The following is a 16,474-nucleotide window of genomic DNA, read 5'->3' as shown; positions in this document are numbered from 1 at the left end:
GTCCCGCAGCAAATGTTCAGGTTCGAGGTCGTACAGACCTTGCGCCGGGCATCCGGCATCGCGGGGAACGACCCTCACGATCAAAGGAATACACACATGGAAACCCAAGCCCTGGAACGTCCCGCCGATCTGACGATCTGGCGTACCGCTCCGGTTCCGGCTCCCCTCGCTCAGCCCGCCCGCTACCGGACCCTGCGTGAGGCCATTGAGGCTGCCGCCGGCGCCCTGTCCGATCCGGCCAAGCAGCCCTGGATCATCACGGAGGATGGCGAGGTGCTGTCGCCGAACTGGATCCGGACCTACCTGAACTGAATCGATCCGCCGGCGCCCTCGCGCCTGTCGTCCTGCGAGCCGACCGCCGCCCCGTGCGCGGCCGGCCCGCGCGTCCTCCCAGGAAGCGTCCACCCATATCCTGCGGCCTGAGGCCGAGCCTTCGCTCCGAGACCCCACATGCCGGGTCCCGTGCAGATCCTTCGACCCACGTCCACCACCATGAGGATTGGCGTGATCGCGCGCAGGACCCTCGCGTCGCTCGCGCGGCCTGAGGCGTCGCGCCTGCGGGGTCCGTTCGCTTGGGCAAGATCGGGCACAAAAAAAGGCCGCTCCGAAGAGCGGCCCGAAGTCTAGGGAGGAAACGCCCAAGAAGGGCTGCCGAACCGCGACGCCATCGCGGTCCCGCAATGCACAATCTAAAGTGCGGCGCACAAAAATCAAGGGCTTTGCACGACGTTCAACCCGTTTTCTCGGGGTTGGGCTCGGCATTTTCTCCGGCGCCGGCCGGACCCTGCCGGGGCGTGGTCTCAGTGCTCGCTCAGAAGCTGCGCGATCTCGGCCTTAAGGGCCTCCGAGAGGTCCTTGCGCTCGAGGGCGTAGGCGATGTTGGCGGTGAGGAAGCCGAGCTTCGAGCCGGTATCGTAGGTCCGACCCTGGTAGTGCATGCCGAAGAAGGCCTGGTCCTTGGCGAGCTTGATCATGGCGTCGGTGAGCTGGATCTCGCCGCCGGCGCCCGTCTCCCCCGCCGAGAGAATGTCGAAGATCTCGGGTTGGAGGATGTAGCGGCCGGAAATGATGAAGTTCGAGGGCGCGGTGCCGGCCTTAGGCTTCTCCACCATTCCGTTGATCTCGAAGGTCTGGCCGAAGGTCTGTCCGACACCGACGATGCCGTACTGATGCGTCTCCTCGGGCTTGACCTCCTCGACCGCGATGACGTTGCCGCCGTGACGCTCGTAGGCGGAGAGCATCTGCTGCATGCAGCCGCGGCTCAGCATATCGGGCAGCAGCACCGCGAAGGGCTCGTCACCCACGATCTCGCGGGCGCACCAGACAGCGTGGCCGAGGCCGAGCGGCGATTGCTGGCGGGTGAAGCTGGTCTGGCCCGCGCCCGGGAGGTCGCGCTTCAGGGCCTCGTAGGCCTCGGTCTTGCCGCGCTCCTGCAGCATCCGTTCAAGTTCGAAGGCGACGTCGAAGTGGTCTTCGATGACCGCCTTGCCGCGCCCGGTGACGAAGATGAAGTGCTCGATTCCCGCTTCACGGGCCTCGTCGACGACGTGCTGAACGACCGGCCGGTCGACGACGGTGAGCATCTCCTTCGGCACCGCCTTGGTGGCGGGCAGGAAGCGGGTGCCCAAGCCGGCGACGGGCAGGACGGCTTTGCGAATCGGTTTCATCAGCGAGACCCGGTAACGAGGGGAGGTGAGGAAAACCCCGAGTGAGTGACGTTGCCTCGGTACAGCCTCCGCCCAGGGAGGCGATAGAGCCATCGACGTAACGGGCATAACCGACAAGCTCGATTTCCGATATATCGTCAGTGAAACGTTTGGGGAGAAGGTGTCATGGCGGTTCTTGTGACGGGCGGGGCGGGCTATATCGGCAGCCACATGGTGCTGGCACTGCTCGACGCCGGGCACGAGGAGGTTGTGGTCCTCGACGACCTCTCGACCGGGTTCGACTGGGCGCTCCCCCCGGAGGTGAAGCTCGTCATCGGCGACGTCGCGGACCAGTCGCTCGTCACGGAATTCATTCTCCAGCATCGTATCGACGCCATCGCACACTTCGCCGCGCGCATCGTGGTACCGGATTCGGTCGCAGATCCGCTGCACTATTACTTGGCCAATACCGTCAAGACGCGGGCGCTGATCGAAACGGCGGTTCGCTGCGGGGTCAAGCACGTGATCTTCTCGTCGACGGCGGCGGTCTACGGCGAGCCCGAGGTCGTGCCGGTGCCGGAGGACCTGCCGCCGTCGCCGATCAACCCGTACGGTCGCTCCAAGCTGATGAGCGAGTGGATGATCGCCGATGCTGCCAAGGCCCACGGCTTCTCCTACGTCATCCTGCGCTACTTCAACGTGGCCGGGGCCGACCCGCGGGGCCGAACGGGGCAATCGACCCCCAACGCCACCCATCTCATCAAGGTCGCGACCCAGGCTGCCCTCGGGCAGCGGACGCATCTCGAGGTCTTCGGCACCGATTACCCGACCCGGGACGGTTCGTGCCTACGGGACTACATCCAGGTCTCCGACCTCGCCGAGGCCCATCGGGTCGCCCTCAACCATCTGCGGTCCGGCGGCGAGAGCCTGACGATGAACTGTGGCTATGGCCGCGGCTACTCGGTCCTGGAGGTGATCGACGTGGTCAAGCGGGTCTCGGGGCGTGATTTCGAGGTGCGCCTCTCGCCGCGCCGTCCGGGAGATCCGGCCCAGATCGTCGCCGAGGCCCAGCGCATCCGTGATCTGGGCTGGACCCCGCAGAACGACGACCTCGACCGGATCGTCGCCCAGGCCTTCGCCTGGGAAGAGGCCCTGGCCCGGCGCAACCGCCTGTGAGGCGCTGGGCGCCGCTCCTCCTCTCGGGATGGCTCGGGGCCGGCCCGGTGCTCGCGGCGGGAGCCGCGCCCGCGCCGTCCGAAGCGACGGCGGAAACGCAGTCCCGCTTCGCCGCGTTCATCGCCGCGCTGCGACCGGAGGCAGAGGCGCGGGGCGTCTCATCCAACACCTTCGCGGCGGCCTTCGCGGGGATGTCCGGACCCGATCCCGACGTCCTGGCCCGCACGCGCAGGCAGGGCGAGTTCGGGCGTCCGGTCTGGGACTACCTCGTCGGTGCCGTCTCACCGGGCCGGATCGCCCGGGGGCAGGCCCAGGCCAAGCGGCTCGCGCCCATCCTCGCGCGCATCGAGGCACGCTACGGCGTGCCGCGCTGGATCGTGCTGGCATTCTGGGGTGTCGAGTCGGATTTCGGCGCGAGCGGCGGCAGCGTTCCGACGATCCGGGCCCTCGCGACCCTGGCGGAGGCGCGGTTCCGGGGGACGCTGTTCCGCGACGAACTCCTGGCCGCCCTCACCATCCTGGAGCGGGGCGACGTCACGCCGGAGCGCATGAAGGGCTCCTGGGCCGGGGCCATGGGCCAAGTGCAGTTCCTGCCGTCCAGCTTCCTCGCCCACGCGGTGGATTTCGACGGCGACGGGCACCGCGACATCTGGGGGTCGGAGGCGGACGCCCTGGCCTCCATTGCCGCTTACCTCAAGGCCCTCGGTTGGAACCCGGCCCTGTCCTGGGGCTACGCGGTCACCTTGCCGACGGGATTCGACCTCGCCCGTTATCGCGGCGACCTCGCCGAGTTCGCCCGACGCGGCGTCCGGCGTACCGACGGCCAGGCCCTGCCGGATGCGGGCGCTGGCAGCCTGTTCCTGCCGGGCGGCCTCGGCGGCCCGGTCTTCCTGATCACCGACAATTTCGAGGTGGTCCGCGCCTACAATACCTCGGATTCCTACGCGCTGGCGGTGGGGCATCTCGCCGACCGACTGGCCGGCGGGCCGGTCCTCGCCGCGCCCTGGCCGGTTCGCGACGCACGCCTCGACAAGGCGGGGCTGCAGGCCCTTCAAGTCGGTCTGACGGAGCGCGGCCTCTACGCGGGCGAGGCGGACGGGCGCGCCGGACCGAAGCTTCGCGAGGCGGTGCGGCAGTACCAGATCGCCGAGGGCCTGCCTGCGGACGGCTACGCCACCCCAAGGTTGCTGGAGCACCTGCGGGGGCGGCCTTAGACCTCGGCGCCATCCTCCTCTAAGGTGTCGGCCACCCGACCGGTCCCCGGTCCGTTTGATCGAGGCGTCCCATGACCTTGCCGGCATCGCGCGCGGCCTGGTGTTTCCTCTCCGGTCTCGGCCTGCTCTTCGCCGGTGCCGCACCGGCCTGCGCGCAGTGGGGCGATTCCTACGACGCACCCCGGGGCGGCGACTACCAATCCCCCCGCCGCCGGGCGCGGGACTATTACCGGGACGACGACGGCTACGCCGCCCGCCAGGCGAACCGACGCTACGCCCCCCCGCCTCAGGAGGCGCCGCGCCAGTTCTACTGGCCCTGGGAGGATCGTCCGGCGCCGGCTCAGGTCGCCCCGGTGCCGAGCGCCCGCCCGGCGCCGCCGCGCAACCGGGGCTATGCCGATGACGGGCGCTCCGGGCACGACGACGGGCGCGCCGTCCGGCGTCGGCCCCGCCCGGCCCCGGTCGTGGCCCAGCCGAAGCCGGCCGTACCCAAGGTCGAGCCGACGACGCGGATCGCGGTGTTCGGCGATACGCTGGCCGGCCACCTCGGCAGCGGCCTGTCGAACGTGTTCGAGGACAATCCGGAGATCGGTGTGCTCGATCGCTCGAAGGCCGATAGCGGCCTCGTGCGCAAGGACGTGGTCGACTGGCCGAAGGCCGCCGAGGAGTTCCTGAAGGCCAACCCGAAGACCAATTATGCCCTCGTCATGCTGGGATCCAACGATCGTCAGCCGATCCGGGAGGGTGACCAGACCCTCGATCCCCTGAGCGACCGCTGGCGCACCCTCTATGCCGAGCGCGTCGACGCCCTGATCAAGGTGTTCACGGACGCGAAGATCCCGCTGATTTGGGTCGGGGCTCCCCCCATGCGCAGCGAAGCCCTGACCAAGGACATCGCGGCGATCAATGACATCTTCCGCGAGCGCGTGGCCAAGGCCGGCCAGACCTACGTCGACATCTGGCCCGGCTTCGTCGACGACCGCAACCGGTACACCGCGACGGGACCGGACCTGGAAGGCCAGGAGGCCAAGCTGCGCACGGCGGACGGCGTCCACTTCACCAAGGCCGGGGCGCGCAAGATGGCGCATTTCGCCGACGTCGAGTTGAAGCGGATGATGGGAACGGGAATGCCGCCGGCCCAGCCGGCGCTCGCCGCCCCCGTGGCTGTGGCGCCGCAGCCGATCGTTGAAGGCGAAGCCACCAAGCTCGACGATGCCGCCGCCATCGATCGGCAGATCACCGCGATGCTTCCGAGCCTGCCGGAGCCGCCGGGCATCCCGGCGCTGCCGGTCAAGCCCCTCGCCGGCCCGGTGGTCCCTCTCGGCCGCGCCGAGGTGACCCCGGGCGGCACCCTGATCAGTGGCCGCCCCCGCGACGCTGATCCGACTGGTACCGTCGAGCGCGCCCTGGTGCGGGGCGCCGCCCCGCTGGCCCAGCCCGGCCGGGCCGACGACTTCAAGTGGCCGCCGGGCTGACCGGCGGTCCCTCCTCCATCTTTTCCCAATCGCGATTCTTTGCGCCGCGAAGGTGCCGTCACGCGCTGCGCCGGGCTCGGTCTGGACATCGCGCCAGATCACGTCCGGCGCTTCGGTCCGGGTCGGGTGCTCGGCATCGGAGCGGTCGGCGAGACGGATGCCGGGCGGCATGAGGCCGTGCATCTCCCGGGACGGACCGCTAGTCCGGGACAATCGCGCGGCCGTGGATCCGGTCGTTGTGCGTGGTCGTGCGATGACCCGCGACGGATCGGGCCCGGGGGCTCGGCCGATGAGACGCTAGCCGACACCCACCGGATGCTTGGTCACCACGGGGCTGCGCATCGTGACGAGTTCCTCGCCGGCCGTGGGATGCACCGCGATGGTGCGGTCGAAATCCGCCTTGGTGGCCCCCATGGTCACGGCGATGCCCACCGCCTGGATGATCTCGCCGGCATCGTGCCCCAAGACGTGCACGCCGACGACGCGATCGCTGGCGCAATCGACCACCACCTTCATCAGCACGCGCTCCTCACGGCCGGACAGGGTCGCCTTCATCGGCCGAAAACTCGAGCGGTATACGTCGATGGTGCCGTAGAGGTCACGGGCCACATCCTCGTTGTGGCCGACGACCCCGATCTCCGGCGTCGAGAAGACGGCGGTAGGGATGAGGCCGTGATCGACGCACCACGGCTTGTCGCCGAACACCGTGTCGGCGAAGGCGTGGCCCTCACGAATGGCGATCGGCGTCAGCGCGGCCCGATCGGTGACGTCGCCCACCGCGTAGATCGACGGCACGCAGGTCTGCGAGAAGGCGTCGACCGGGATCGCGCCGCGCGCATCCGGCGCGATCCCGACCTTGTCGAGACCGAGCCCGGCGATGTTCGGGCGCCGGCCCGTGGCGGTCAGGACCTGATCGACCTCCAGGGTGCTGTCGTCGTCGAGGGTGACGCGGATGCCGCCCTCGGCCCGGTCGAGGCGCTCCACCGTACGGTTGAGGCGCAGGTCCATGCGCTTGGCATAGGCCTCGCCGAGCGCGTCGCGGATCTCGTCGTCGAAGCCGCGCAGGAGGCGGTCGCCCCGGTGCAGCAGGGTGGTGCGGCTGCCCAGATGCGCGAAGACGCCGGCGAATTCCACCGCGATGTAGCCGCCGCCGACCACGAGGATGCGCTCGGGCAGGGTCTCGAGCGCGAAGACCTCGTTCGACGTGATGGCGAGCTCGGCGCCCGGGATCAGCGGTTCCTTGACCGGATGGGCGCCGACCGCGACCAGGATGATGCGGGCGGTGACGCGGCGGTCCGATCCGACGAGGCGCACGGTGTGCGCATCCTCGATCACCGCCCGCTCGGGACTGACGGTGACCCCCGCGCGGCCGAGATTGGCGTCGTAGATGCCTTCGAGGCGGCTGACCTCGGCGTCGCGCCGGGCCTTCAGGACGGACCAGTCGAAGCGCGGCTCGGGCACGGTCCAGCCGAAGCCGGCGGCATCCGCGAATTCGTCGGCGAAGCGCCCGGCATAGACCATGAGCTTCTTCGGCACGCAGCCGCGGATCACGCAGGTGCCGCCGACCCGGTACTCCTCGGCGAGCTGGACCCGGGCGCCGTAGCCGGCGGCGATGCGGGCCGCCCGGACGCCGCCGGAGCCGCCGCCGATGACGAACAGGTCGACGTCGAAGCTGCGGTCGAGATCGTCTGCCATGAACTCATCCTGCGGGTGTGGGCGCCGAGGGCTCTCCATCGCCCGAACGGGGCGGTACATCAACCGTCCCACCGCGCAAACGAAAAGGCCGCTTCCCCCTGCGGAGAAACGGCCTCGACGACACCGATGCGGCGCGGGAACGCGCCGTCGGGCTTACTTGATCTTGGTTTCCTTGAAGTCGACATGCTTGCGCACGACGGGGTCGTACTTCTTCATCGACAGCTTCTCGGTCTGCGTGCGGGAGTTCTTCTTCGTGACGTAGAAGTAACCCGTGTCAGCGGTGGAGATCAGCTTGACTTTAACGGTGACGGCCTTGGCCATGGACGCGGCGCTCCTGTGATCGCGGCATTCCGCATCAGCGAAACGCAAAAGGGCCGGCGTCGGCCGGCTGAATACCGGCGGGTGATTGCCTCATCGGCCGGGATTCGTCAAGGCTTGTCGTTCGCCGGCGCCTCGTCCGTCGGCCGCTGGACGAGGCGCAGGGCGACCACCGCCGCGTAGCCGAGGAACAGCAGGCACAGGCTGTAGGCGAAGCCCTGGGGCGGGGCCAGATCCATGCCGCCGCCGATGATGGGCGGACCGAGCATCAGACCGACATTGTAGAGCACCACGAAGGCGGCGTTGGCGCCGGCGAGTTCCCGCCCCCGCACCGTCGCCCCGAGATGGGCGAGACCCACCGTGTAGAGTGTCCCGGCAATGCCGCCCCACAGGAACAGCAGCACCAGCAGCGCGGGGAACGAGGCCGAGGCCATCGGAATCAGGCTCGAGCCGAGGGCGCCGCCGAGACCGGCCATCAGCAGCACGAGGCGGCGGTCCACGCGGTCGGCGAGCCAGCCGAACGGGATCTGGAACATCACGTTGCCCAGCGCCAGCGCGCTGACGAGCCCGGCCGCCGTCTCGGCGTCGTAGCCGAGGCGCAGGCCGTAGAGCGGCAGGATCGCGAAGCCGCCGGTCTCCACCGCCCCGTAGACCAGGGCCGCGGCGGTGGCCGCGGGCGCCAGGCGCAGATAGGCGTGGAAGGGCCGCGACGCGCCGTGCCCGATCACCGGCGACAGGCCCCGGGCCAGCAGGAGCGGGACCAGGGCGACGAGGAACAGGCCGGCCCCACCGAGATAGGGCGCGGGGCCCTGTGTTCCCAGGACGGCGAGCAGGGTCGGGCCGACCGCGAAGCCCAGCGCCAGCACCGTGGCGTAGATCCCCATCACCAGCCCGCGCCGCTCGGGCGGAGCCGCCGCGTTGATCCAGAACTCGGAGAGCACGAACAGCGCGCCGAGGCTCGTGGAGAACACGAAGCGCAGCACGAACCACCAGGCGATGCCCTGCAGGAGCTTGAAGGCGACGAGGCAGAGGGCGCCGAGGACGATGGCGCCCACGAGGAGCGGCAGCACGCCGAGCCGGGCCGCCAGGCGGGGCACGAAGGGGACCGTCAGGATGGCCGCGAGGCCAGCCACCGCGGTGTTCACCCCGATCAGGGTGCTCGACGCACCCATGCGCGCCATCTCGATGGAGAGCAGCGGGATCGTCAGGCTGAGCCCGATGCCGACCACCGCCACGCAGGTGATGGCTGCGGCGATCGAGGCGAAGCGGGAGCCGTCGCGCGACGCGGCGTCGGGGGGAGTCGGCATGACGGGGTCCGCTGCGGGTCGCTGGCGCGACGCCGGGACCGCCTTGTCTACGCCGGGGCGTGCCGGCGCAACCGAGGCGCCGCTCTCACCGTGCGGCCGACTTCAGCGGCTTGCTGTCGGCAGCCGGCGGCTTGCGCTCGATCTTCTGGCCGTCGCGCAGGTCGGCGGGGGGGCTGAGCACGATCTCCTCGCCGCCGTCCAGGCCCTGGCCGAGCTCCACCGTGGTGCCGAGGTCGCGCCGGATCGTCACCGTGCGCCACTGCGCCGTGCCGTCGTCGCGGGCCACCGCCACCTGGGTGCCGCGCTGGTTGAAGACGAGGCTCTCGGCCGGCACCCGCACGTTGGGCTCCGTGCGCGGCACCTTGAGGGTGACGTAGACATAGAGTCCGGCCCGCAGGGCGCCGTCGCCGTTCGGCACGTCGACCTGGGCCGTCAGGGTGCGGGACGAGGTCAGCAGCGCCACCGAACTGCGCTCGACCTTGCCGGAGAAGGTCCGGTCGGCGATCTGCGGGACCTTGATGGATGCGTCCACCCCCGGCTTCACGCCGACGGCGACGTTCTGGGGCACGTTGACCGAGACGCGCAGGATGTCGTCGCGGTCCATGGAGAGCAGCGCGGTCCCGCTGCCGTCGGCGTGCACGAGGTCGCCGACATCGACGCCGCGCTGGGTGATCACGCCGTCGAAGGGGGCGATGATGTCCTTGAAGCCGGTGAGCGCCCGCAGGCGCTCCACCGTGGCCGCCTGGGCCTTGATGTTGGCCTGGGCCACCTTCACGCCGGCTTCCGCCGAGGCGAGGGTCGCCGCCTGACTGAGCACGCTGGCCTGGGAATTGTCCGCGTTCTGCTTCGAGGCCCAGCCCTGGCCGGCGAGCGTCGTGGTGCGGGTGTTGGTGACGTTGGCGAGGTTCACGTTGGCCTTGGCCTGGTCGACCATGGACTTGGCCTGCAGCAGGGCCGCCTCGAGCTGTCCGGTCTGCGCCTCCGCCTGGGCCAGCTGCTGATCGAGGTCCGGGGCGGCGATGCGCATCAGGATGTCGCCCCGGCGGACGCGGCTGCCGATATCGACCCTGCGCTCGGCGATGTAGCCGGTGGCGCGGGCGTAGAGGGCCGCCTTGGCGAAGGCGTCGGTCTGGCCCGGCAGGGTGATGTCGATGGGCTTGTCGGCCCGCTCCGCGGTGGCGGTGCGCACCGCCGGCACGAAGCTGTTGATCTTCCGCTGGGTCTCGGAGGCGGCGGCGCGCCGCTGCATCTGGCCGTAGCCGCCCCAGGCGAGCAGGCAGATGGCGGCCACGGCGGCGATCAGGAAGGGCGCCTTGCCGGGCGGCGGCGGGATGTCGGACGGGTCGTGGGTCTGATGCATCACGCCTGTCCCATCGCCGAACCGGGCTTCACCCTGCGATTCATGACCAACCTTCGAACCAAGATCCGAAACCTGACGATCCGCCGACGGCTCACGCGTAATCCTCCAGGGGCTTGACCGCGCCCCGGCGCAGCAGCGCGTACAGGAACGGCACGAAGAGCAGCGTCGCCGGCGTGCCGATGGCGATGCCGCCCATCACGGCCCGGGCCAAAGCCGCGTTCTGCTCGCCGCCCTCGCCCGTGCCGAGCGCCATCGGAATGAGCCCGAGGAACATCGCGCTCGCGGTCATCAGCACCGGCCGCAGGCGTGTCTCGCCGGCGAGCAGGGCCGCCTCGACGGCACCGCATCCGGTGGCCTCGCGATGCTCCTTGGCGAAGGTCACCAGCAGGATCGAGTTCGCGGAGGCGATGCCCACCGACATGATCGCGCCGAAGAGTGAGGGAATCGAGAACGTCGTCCCGGTGACGAACAGGCTCGCGACGATGCCGCAGAAGGCGAGCGGCAGGGCGGCCAGCACCACGAAGGGATCACCCCAGCTCTGGAAGTTCACCGCCATCAGCAGGTAGACCGCCACCAGGGCGATCGCCAGGCCGACCTGGAGCCGGAAGAAGGCGGATTCCATGTTCTCGATCTGCCCGCGCACGATGATCTTGTCCGGCGCCGGCAGGGCCTTCTGCTCCTCGGCAACGATCTGGCGGATCTCCTTCGAGACCGAGCCGAGATCGCTGTCCTGCACCGCCGCGTAGACGTTGAAGGTCGGCTGCGTGTTGACGTGGTTGATCACCGTCTGCGACCCCTCCCGGCGCATGGTCGAGACACTGGAGAGGAGCGTCAGCACCCCGGGCGCATCGGCGCCGCCATTGACCAGGAGCGGCGTATTCTGGAGCGCGGTCAGCGAGTCGTTGCGGTATTCCGGCGTCTGGACCCAGAGCTGGTAGGGGATGCCGGTCTTCGGGTCGGTCCAGAAGTTCGGCGTGACCTGGAAGGAGCCCGACAGCGAGACGTTCAGCCCCTGCGCGATCTGCTGCTGGGTGAGCCCGAGCTCCGAGGCGAGCCGCCGGTCCACGTCGACGAAGAATTGCGGCGTGCCGACGATCTGGTGCAGGTGCACGTCGACGGCGCCGCGCACCGCCTTGAGGCGGCGGACGATGTTTTGCGCCACCTCGAGATCCTTGGCGGTGTTGCGCCCCGTGACCTGGATGTCGATCTGCGCGAGCGTGCCGAAGTTCAGGATCTGGGTGATGATGTCCGAGGGCTGGAAGTAGAACACCACGTCGGGGAAACGCTCGCGCAGCACCTCGCGCAGGTGCTTGGTGTAGTCCGCTACCGAGCCGTGCCCCTCCCTGAGGTTGATGAGCATCTGGCCGTCGTTGTAGGCGACGAACGAACCGTCCGAGAAGGCGAAGTTGTAGTTGTTCGCCGGGAGGCCGATGTTGTCGAGGATCTGGTCGATCTCGCCCTCGGGAATGACTTCGCGGACCACGTTCTCGACCTGGGCGAAGACCTGCTCGGCCGTCTCGATGCGCATCCCCGGGCGGGTCCGCAGGTGCAGGGTCATCTGGCTCGAGGCGACCTGCGGGAAGTAGTCCTGCCCGACGAAGACGAAGAGCCCGGCGGTGGCGGCGAAGACCACGGCCACCAGGGTCAGCGTCGCGGCGCGGCGGGCGATGACGACGTGGAGCAGGCCGAGATAGCCGCGGTGGAAGCGTGCGAACCGCAGCTCGAAGCCGTGCCGGAACCAACCGGCCAAGCGGAAGACCGGGCCGCCGACCCATCCGAGGGCACGGGCGATGCGTCCCCGCCGCGGCGCGGCGCCCTCCCCGTGCTTGTCTCCGTGCTTGGTGTCGTATTCCCGCGCCACCAGCACGTCGATCAGCACCGGGACCAGGGTGCGTGACAGGACGTAGGAGGTCAGCATGGCGAACACGACCGCCAGAGCCTGGGGCGTGAACAGGTATTTCGGCGTGTCCGTCAGGGCGAAGACCGAGACGAAGGCGGCGCAGATCGACAGGGTCGAGATCAGCGCCGGCTTGGCGATGCCGGCCGCGCCCTCCACCACCGACTTGCGGAAGGGCTCGCCCTCCTCGAACAGCCGGTAGGTGTTCTCGATCGCCACGGTGGCGTCGTCGACCAGGATGCCGACCGCCAGGGCGAGGCCGCCGAGGGTCATCACGTTGATGGTCTCCCCCAGCGCCGCCAGGATCGCCAGCGAGGTCAGGATCGAGAGCGGGATCGAGACCAGTACCACGATGGTCGAGCGCCACGACCCGAGGAACAGCAGGATGGTGAGGCCCGTCAGGCCCGCCGCGATGATCGCCTCGTGGATCACGCCCTCGATGGCGGCGGAGACGAAGACCGACTGATCGAACAGCGGCTTCAAGCTCATGCCCTCGGGGGCGGCGGCCTGGATGTCGGGCAGCGCCTTCTTGACGTTGTTGACGACGTCCAGCGTCGAGGCGGTGCCGTTCTTGAAGATGCGCATCAGCACCGAGTGCAGGCCGTCCGCGCGCACGATGTTGACCTGCGGCGGCCCGCCGTCGCGGACGTTGGCGACGTCGCGCACCAGGATCGGCTGGCCGCCCACCACCTTGATCGGGATCTGGTTCAGGGCTTCGATCGCCTCGGGCGAGGCGTTGAGCTGCACCGGATATTGCTGCTCGCCGATCTTCGCGAGGCCGGAGGGGATCGTCAGGTTCTGCGCCGTCACCGCGTTGGTGACGTCGAGGGCGGTCAGCCCGAGGGCCTGGAGGGCGTGCAGGTCGAGATCGACCATGATCTGGCGCGGCGTGCCGCCGAACGGCGACGGCAGGGTCGAGCCCGGGACCTGGGTCAGGCGCTGGCGGATGCGATACTGGGCGTAGTCGAAGACCTTCGTCAGGCTCTCCCGGTCGGAGGAGAGCGCGAGCTGGATCACCGGCACCGAGGAGGCCGAGAAGCGCAGGACGATGGGGGGCTGTACGCCGGGCGGCATCGTCGAGCGGATCGAGTTCATCGCCGAGACGACCTGCGCGATGGCGAGGTCGATGCTCACCGAACCATCGAAGTAGATCTTCTGGATCGCCGTGCCCTGGAGGGTCGTCGACTCCATTCGGGCGATGTTGTTGACGTTGTTCGAGAGCGAAAACTCCGCGTAGGTCGTGATGCGGCGCTCCATCTCGGAGGTCGACAGACCGTTATACGTCCACACCACCACGACCACCGGGATATCCACGGTGGGCAGGACGTCCTTCGGGGCGACCACGACCGCTGCCGCGCCGCCGAGCATCATCAGCACGGCGAGCACGTAGATCGTGATGCGGAACTTCAGAGCATACTGGACGAGGCCCATGCGGCTCCCACGCGATCGCGTTCAGGCTGGTGTACCACGGTGGTCGCATGCCACCGGTTCCTCTGTAGCCGTGACGCCGCGACGCAATCGAGGTCTCAACCCGAGATTTTTGTTTCCGGGTGTAAACCGGTCGCCTAAACTTCGGCGCTGCTGCCCGATTACTGTGCTGATTTCACCGGGACGTTGCGGCAGATGCCTTTCAGCAACGCCCAGTCCGCGCCCGTGAGGATCTGCCGCCCGGCGCTCCCGGGGCCCGCCAAGCTGCGGATCCGCTGGGCGCGTTCGCGTGTCATGGGATGGCTGCGGAGGAACGTCGCGACCGCGCCCCGGTCCCCGTCCCCGGCGATCCGCTCCAGGATCGTCGCCAGCGCCGCGGCATCGCCCCCGGCGCGGCGCATCAGGGTCACCGCGTAGGCATCCGCGGCGTTCTCAGCCTCGCGGGAATAGCCGGCCGAGATCGCGGCCTGCCCCGTGGCGATGAGGATCGTCGAGCCGGTGAGGTCGCCGAGAACGAGGCTGAGAAGGAACGAGCTTCCGCCCGCGGCCAGCAGGGCCCGCATGGGATCGTGCGCGGCGACGTGCCCGAGCTCATGGGCGAGGATTCCGGCGAACTCATCCGGGCTCTCCGCCTTGTCGATGAGGTCCGAGAGCACGAGCACCCGCGCGCCGGGCAGGGTCAGCGCATTCGCGAGGGGATGCCGGCGCACGCTGACGAGGGGTTCGCCCTGGGTGTCGCCGCCCCGGGTCATGCGCCTGACCAGCCGGTCGAGGACGGCCCGGGCCGCGGGCTCGTCGCAAACCGGTGGATCGCCGAGAAGGCGGCCGACCTGGCCCTCGACCGCACCGCCGAGCCGCGTCTCGATCGCATTCGGCACCAGGGGCGCCAAGCGGCCGGCGATGACCGGAACCCCGTAGATCGCCAGGACGAGCACCGACACGCCGGCGGCGACCGACCACAGGACCAGGCGCCAGGTCCCACCGGCGCCGGCCGCGTCGGACCTGTGGAGGTCGGGGCAGCGGCCGGCGAGGGCGTCGGCAAAGCCGGGGTCGGCGAACTCGACCCGGGCGGGGCTGCCCCGCGGGCCGATCCGTACCAGGGGCGGGACCGTGTCGCCGGCCGCGAGGCCGGCGAGGTCCCAGGCGAGGCGGGTGCCGGCTCCGTCGATCTCGAGGCGATCGGCGAGCCGCAGCGTCACCGGGTGCGCCCGGGCGCTGAGGCCGTCGAGATAGGTGCCGGTGGCGACCGGCGGCGACGCGACCGGACCTGTGTGCTGCATCGGCCTTATCCGGAGCGCTCCGCTGCTGTTCGGGCGGTCGGGCTAGAACCCGACCTCCAGGGCGCCACCAACATCGAGGGCATCGGCGAGGCCCTCGTTCAGCCCGCTGCCGACGCGGCGGCTGGAGGCAAGGATGGCGGCGAGCCCCTCCGCGTCCGCGACGGTGGTGGTCGTGGCGACGGCGGCCCAGAGGCGCGCGGTGATGACGCGGACGTAGAGCACGGCGAAGACGAGGGCTCCGCCGAGATAGCCGACGACCAGGCCGAGGCCGATCACCCAGGACGCCCCGCTCGCGGGGCCTTTCGCCTGGAGCAGGAACGCGCCGCCGCCGATGACGAGGCCGAGCACGACGACGAGGCCGATGATCGACAGCAGGTAGACGATGTAGGGCCAGTAGAACTGTCGCGCCTTCAGCGTCGACGACAGCCGCACCGGCCCGAGGCTCGCCGCGTTCATGAAGACGCGCGTCTCGCGTGCCCGGTAGAACGGAATCAGCAGGAAGCCGAGGGACGCGGTGAGGCCCAGCGTGCCGACGAGGATCGTCCCATAGGTGGCGACGGGTGTGCCGGCATAGGCGGGATTGAAGATGGTCTCGCTCGGCTTGCCGCCGGGCTTCGGCACGAACAGGTCGGCCGGGAGCGTGAAGTCCGTGGCGGTCAGGAAGGCGAACAGCGCGCCGAGGACCGGCAGGAGAACGACGGCGTAGAAGCTCAGCCAGGGCAGGAGCAGCGACCGCCCACGGGCCGACGAGTCCATGCGGCTCGACCCGATCAGGGTATGGGTGATCCGATAGCGCTCCAGGCTCGCCCGCATGAACGGAAACGCGAGGCCGAGGGTGACGACGGTCAGGAGCGCCCAGCCGGTCGCCATCAGCGCGTAGGTGATCGCGGATCCGTCCTGTCCCAGCCGGATCCCGCGCCAGAGGGTGCGCGAGGCCCGGTAGCGGCGACCGCGGTAGCCCGCGAACTGGCCGAGGACGAACAGGATGGCGAAGGACAGGATGCTGCCGAAGGGGGCGAGCGACGGGACCGAGAGGGTCGCCACGAAGATCGCCGCGTAGATCGGTATCAGCACCGCGAGGGCGACGAGGAAGCCGAGGAACAGTTCCTTGCCCCGGCCTACATATTCGCCCGGGCTGCCGTCGATGACGGTGCGGTTCCAGAAGTAGCGCCGCAGGTCGGTGATGTACCAGAACCGGTAGATCCCGAAGGTGACCAGCGACAGCAGGAAGCCGCGGATCGCGAGGCCGGTGAGGCCGATGAGCCGCTTATCGAAGGTGATCGCGCCGACGCGGCCCGAACTGGAGCGAGCGTCGAACGCCAGCGGCTGTGTCATGGTGCCCCCGGACATCGGAGGCGCAAGCTAAGCCGATTTCGGGCGGCACTGCCAGGGTCACACCCGTGAGTCCGCTCGTCTGGTTAACACCCGCGAGACGGGCAGGCGGCAGCGCTCAGCAGCAGCGGAAGCCGCTGCGATTGCCGACGCCGAAGCGGGCGTTCTCCCGGTTCCGGAAGAACTCCCGTTCGCTCATGGGCTCCTGGTCCGCATGCGTCTTCCGGATATGGGCGGCATAGGCCTCGTAATCGCCCTGCCCCACCATCAGGCGAGCGCCGTCGCAGACGCATTTCGAGAAGGTCCTGAGACGGTCCCGCAACTCGGTCGACGACAGCGCCATGGG

At 69.6% G+C, this 16,474-nt stretch carries 13 protein-coding genes; 4 read left to right on the top strand and 9 right to left on the bottom strand.

Features of this window, described 5'->3' with window-relative positions:
* The first annotated feature begins 96 nt into the window (after positions 1-96).
* The gene (locus ASF58_RS14470; RefSeq protein WP_055953370.1) at positions 97-312 is read left to right on the top strand and encodes a hypothetical protein; all 216 of its coding nucleotides are present in this window, start codon (positions 97-99) and stop codon (positions 310-312) included.
* Between the two features lie 488 nt (positions 313-800).
* On the opposite strand, the gene galU is transcribed toward ASF58_RS14470, so the two are convergent.
* The gene (gene galU, locus ASF58_RS14465) at positions 801-1,667 is read right to left on the bottom strand and encodes a UTP--glucose-1-phosphate uridylyltransferase GalU (RefSeq protein ID WP_055953365.1); all 867 of its coding nucleotides are present in this window, start codon (positions 1,665-1,667) and stop codon (positions 801-803) included.
* 165 nt (positions 1,668-1,832) lie between these two features.
* Between galU and galE the strand changes: the two genes are divergently transcribed.
* The 3 genes from galE (at position 1,833) to ASF58_RS14450 (ending at position 5,511) form a co-directional block, all read left to right on the top strand.
* Entirely contained in the window at positions 1,833-2,822 is a 990-nt protein-coding gene (galE, locus tag ASF58_RS14460; protein WP_055953357.1) for a UDP-glucose 4-epimerase GalE, read from the top strand.
* A gap of 47 nt (positions 2,823-2,869) precedes the next feature.
* Positions 2,870-4,036: a lytic murein transglycosylase gene (locus ASF58_RS14455; RefSeq protein ID WP_055953853.1), complete on the top strand. Its 1,167-nt coding sequence runs from the start codon at positions 2,870-2,872 to the stop codon at positions 4,034-4,036.
* Positions 4,037-4,107: 71 nt separating this feature from the next.
* Positions 4,108-5,511, top strand: coding sequence for an SGNH family hydrolase (locus ASF58_RS14450; protein ID WP_055953354.1), 1,404 nt, complete (start codon positions 4,108-4,110; stop codon positions 5,509-5,511).
* Positions 5,512-5,808: 297 nt separating this feature from the next.
* On the opposite strand, the gene gor is transcribed toward ASF58_RS14450, so the two are convergent.
* The 8 genes from gor to ASF58_RS14410 form a co-directional block, all read right to left on the bottom strand.
* Complete coding sequence (gor, locus tag ASF58_RS14445; RefSeq protein WP_055953351.1) at positions 5,809-7,206, bottom strand: glutathione-disulfide reductase; 1,398 nt, start codon at positions 7,204-7,206, stop codon at positions 5,809-5,811.
* Positions 7,207-7,359: 153 nt separating this feature from the next.
* Positions 7,360-7,527 (bottom strand): 50S ribosomal protein L33, encoded by a 168-nt coding sequence (gene rpmG, locus ASF58_RS14440; protein ID WP_018044575.1) that lies wholly within the window; start codon positions 7,525-7,527, stop codon positions 7,360-7,362.
* A 107-nt stretch (positions 7,528-7,634) separates the two neighbouring features.
* Positions 7,635-8,831 carry an MFS transporter gene (locus tag ASF58_RS14435; RefSeq protein WP_055953347.1) on the bottom strand — a complete coding sequence of 399 codons (1,197 nt, stop codon included), beginning with the start codon at positions 8,829-8,831 and terminating at the stop codon, positions 7,635-7,637.
* An 85-nt stretch (positions 8,832-8,916) separates the two neighbouring features.
* Complete coding sequence (locus ASF58_RS14430; RefSeq protein WP_055953344.1) at positions 8,917-10,191, bottom strand: efflux RND transporter periplasmic adaptor subunit; 1,275 nt, start codon at positions 10,189-10,191, stop codon at positions 8,917-8,919.
* 91 nt (positions 10,192-10,282) lie between these two features.
* A complete protein-coding gene (locus ASF58_RS14425) occupies positions 10,283-13,519 on the bottom strand; it encodes an efflux RND transporter permease subunit (RefSeq protein ID WP_055953341.1) in 3,237 nt (1,078 codons plus the stop codon).
* A 158-nt stretch (positions 13,520-13,677) separates the two neighbouring features.
* The gene (locus ASF58_RS14420; RefSeq protein WP_055953337.1) at positions 13,678-14,796 is read right to left on the bottom strand and encodes a M48 family metallopeptidase; all 1,119 of its coding nucleotides are present in this window, start codon (positions 14,794-14,796) and stop codon (positions 13,678-13,680) included.
* A 42-nt stretch (positions 14,797-14,838) separates the two neighbouring features.
* On the bottom strand, positions 14,839-16,131 hold the full coding sequence (locus ASF58_RS14415; RefSeq protein ID WP_055953850.1) for a DUF898 family protein: 1,293 nt from the start codon (positions 16,129-16,131) through the stop codon (positions 14,839-14,841).
* A 115-nt stretch (positions 16,132-16,246) separates the two neighbouring features.
* The gene (locus ASF58_RS14410) at positions 16,247-16,471 is read right to left on the bottom strand and encodes a YbdD/YjiX family protein (RefSeq protein WP_055953333.1); all 225 of its coding nucleotides are present in this window, start codon (positions 16,469-16,471) and stop codon (positions 16,247-16,249) included.
* Positions 16,472-16,474: the final 3 nt, after the last annotated feature.

The organism is Methylobacterium sp. Leaf125 (assembly GCF_001423085.1).
GTDB lineage: Bacteria > Pseudomonadota > Alphaproteobacteria > Rhizobiales > Beijerinckiaceae > Methylobacterium.
The sequence above is the reverse complement of the archived record's forward strand: the minus strand, read 5'-3'. Positions and strand labels throughout refer to the sequence as shown.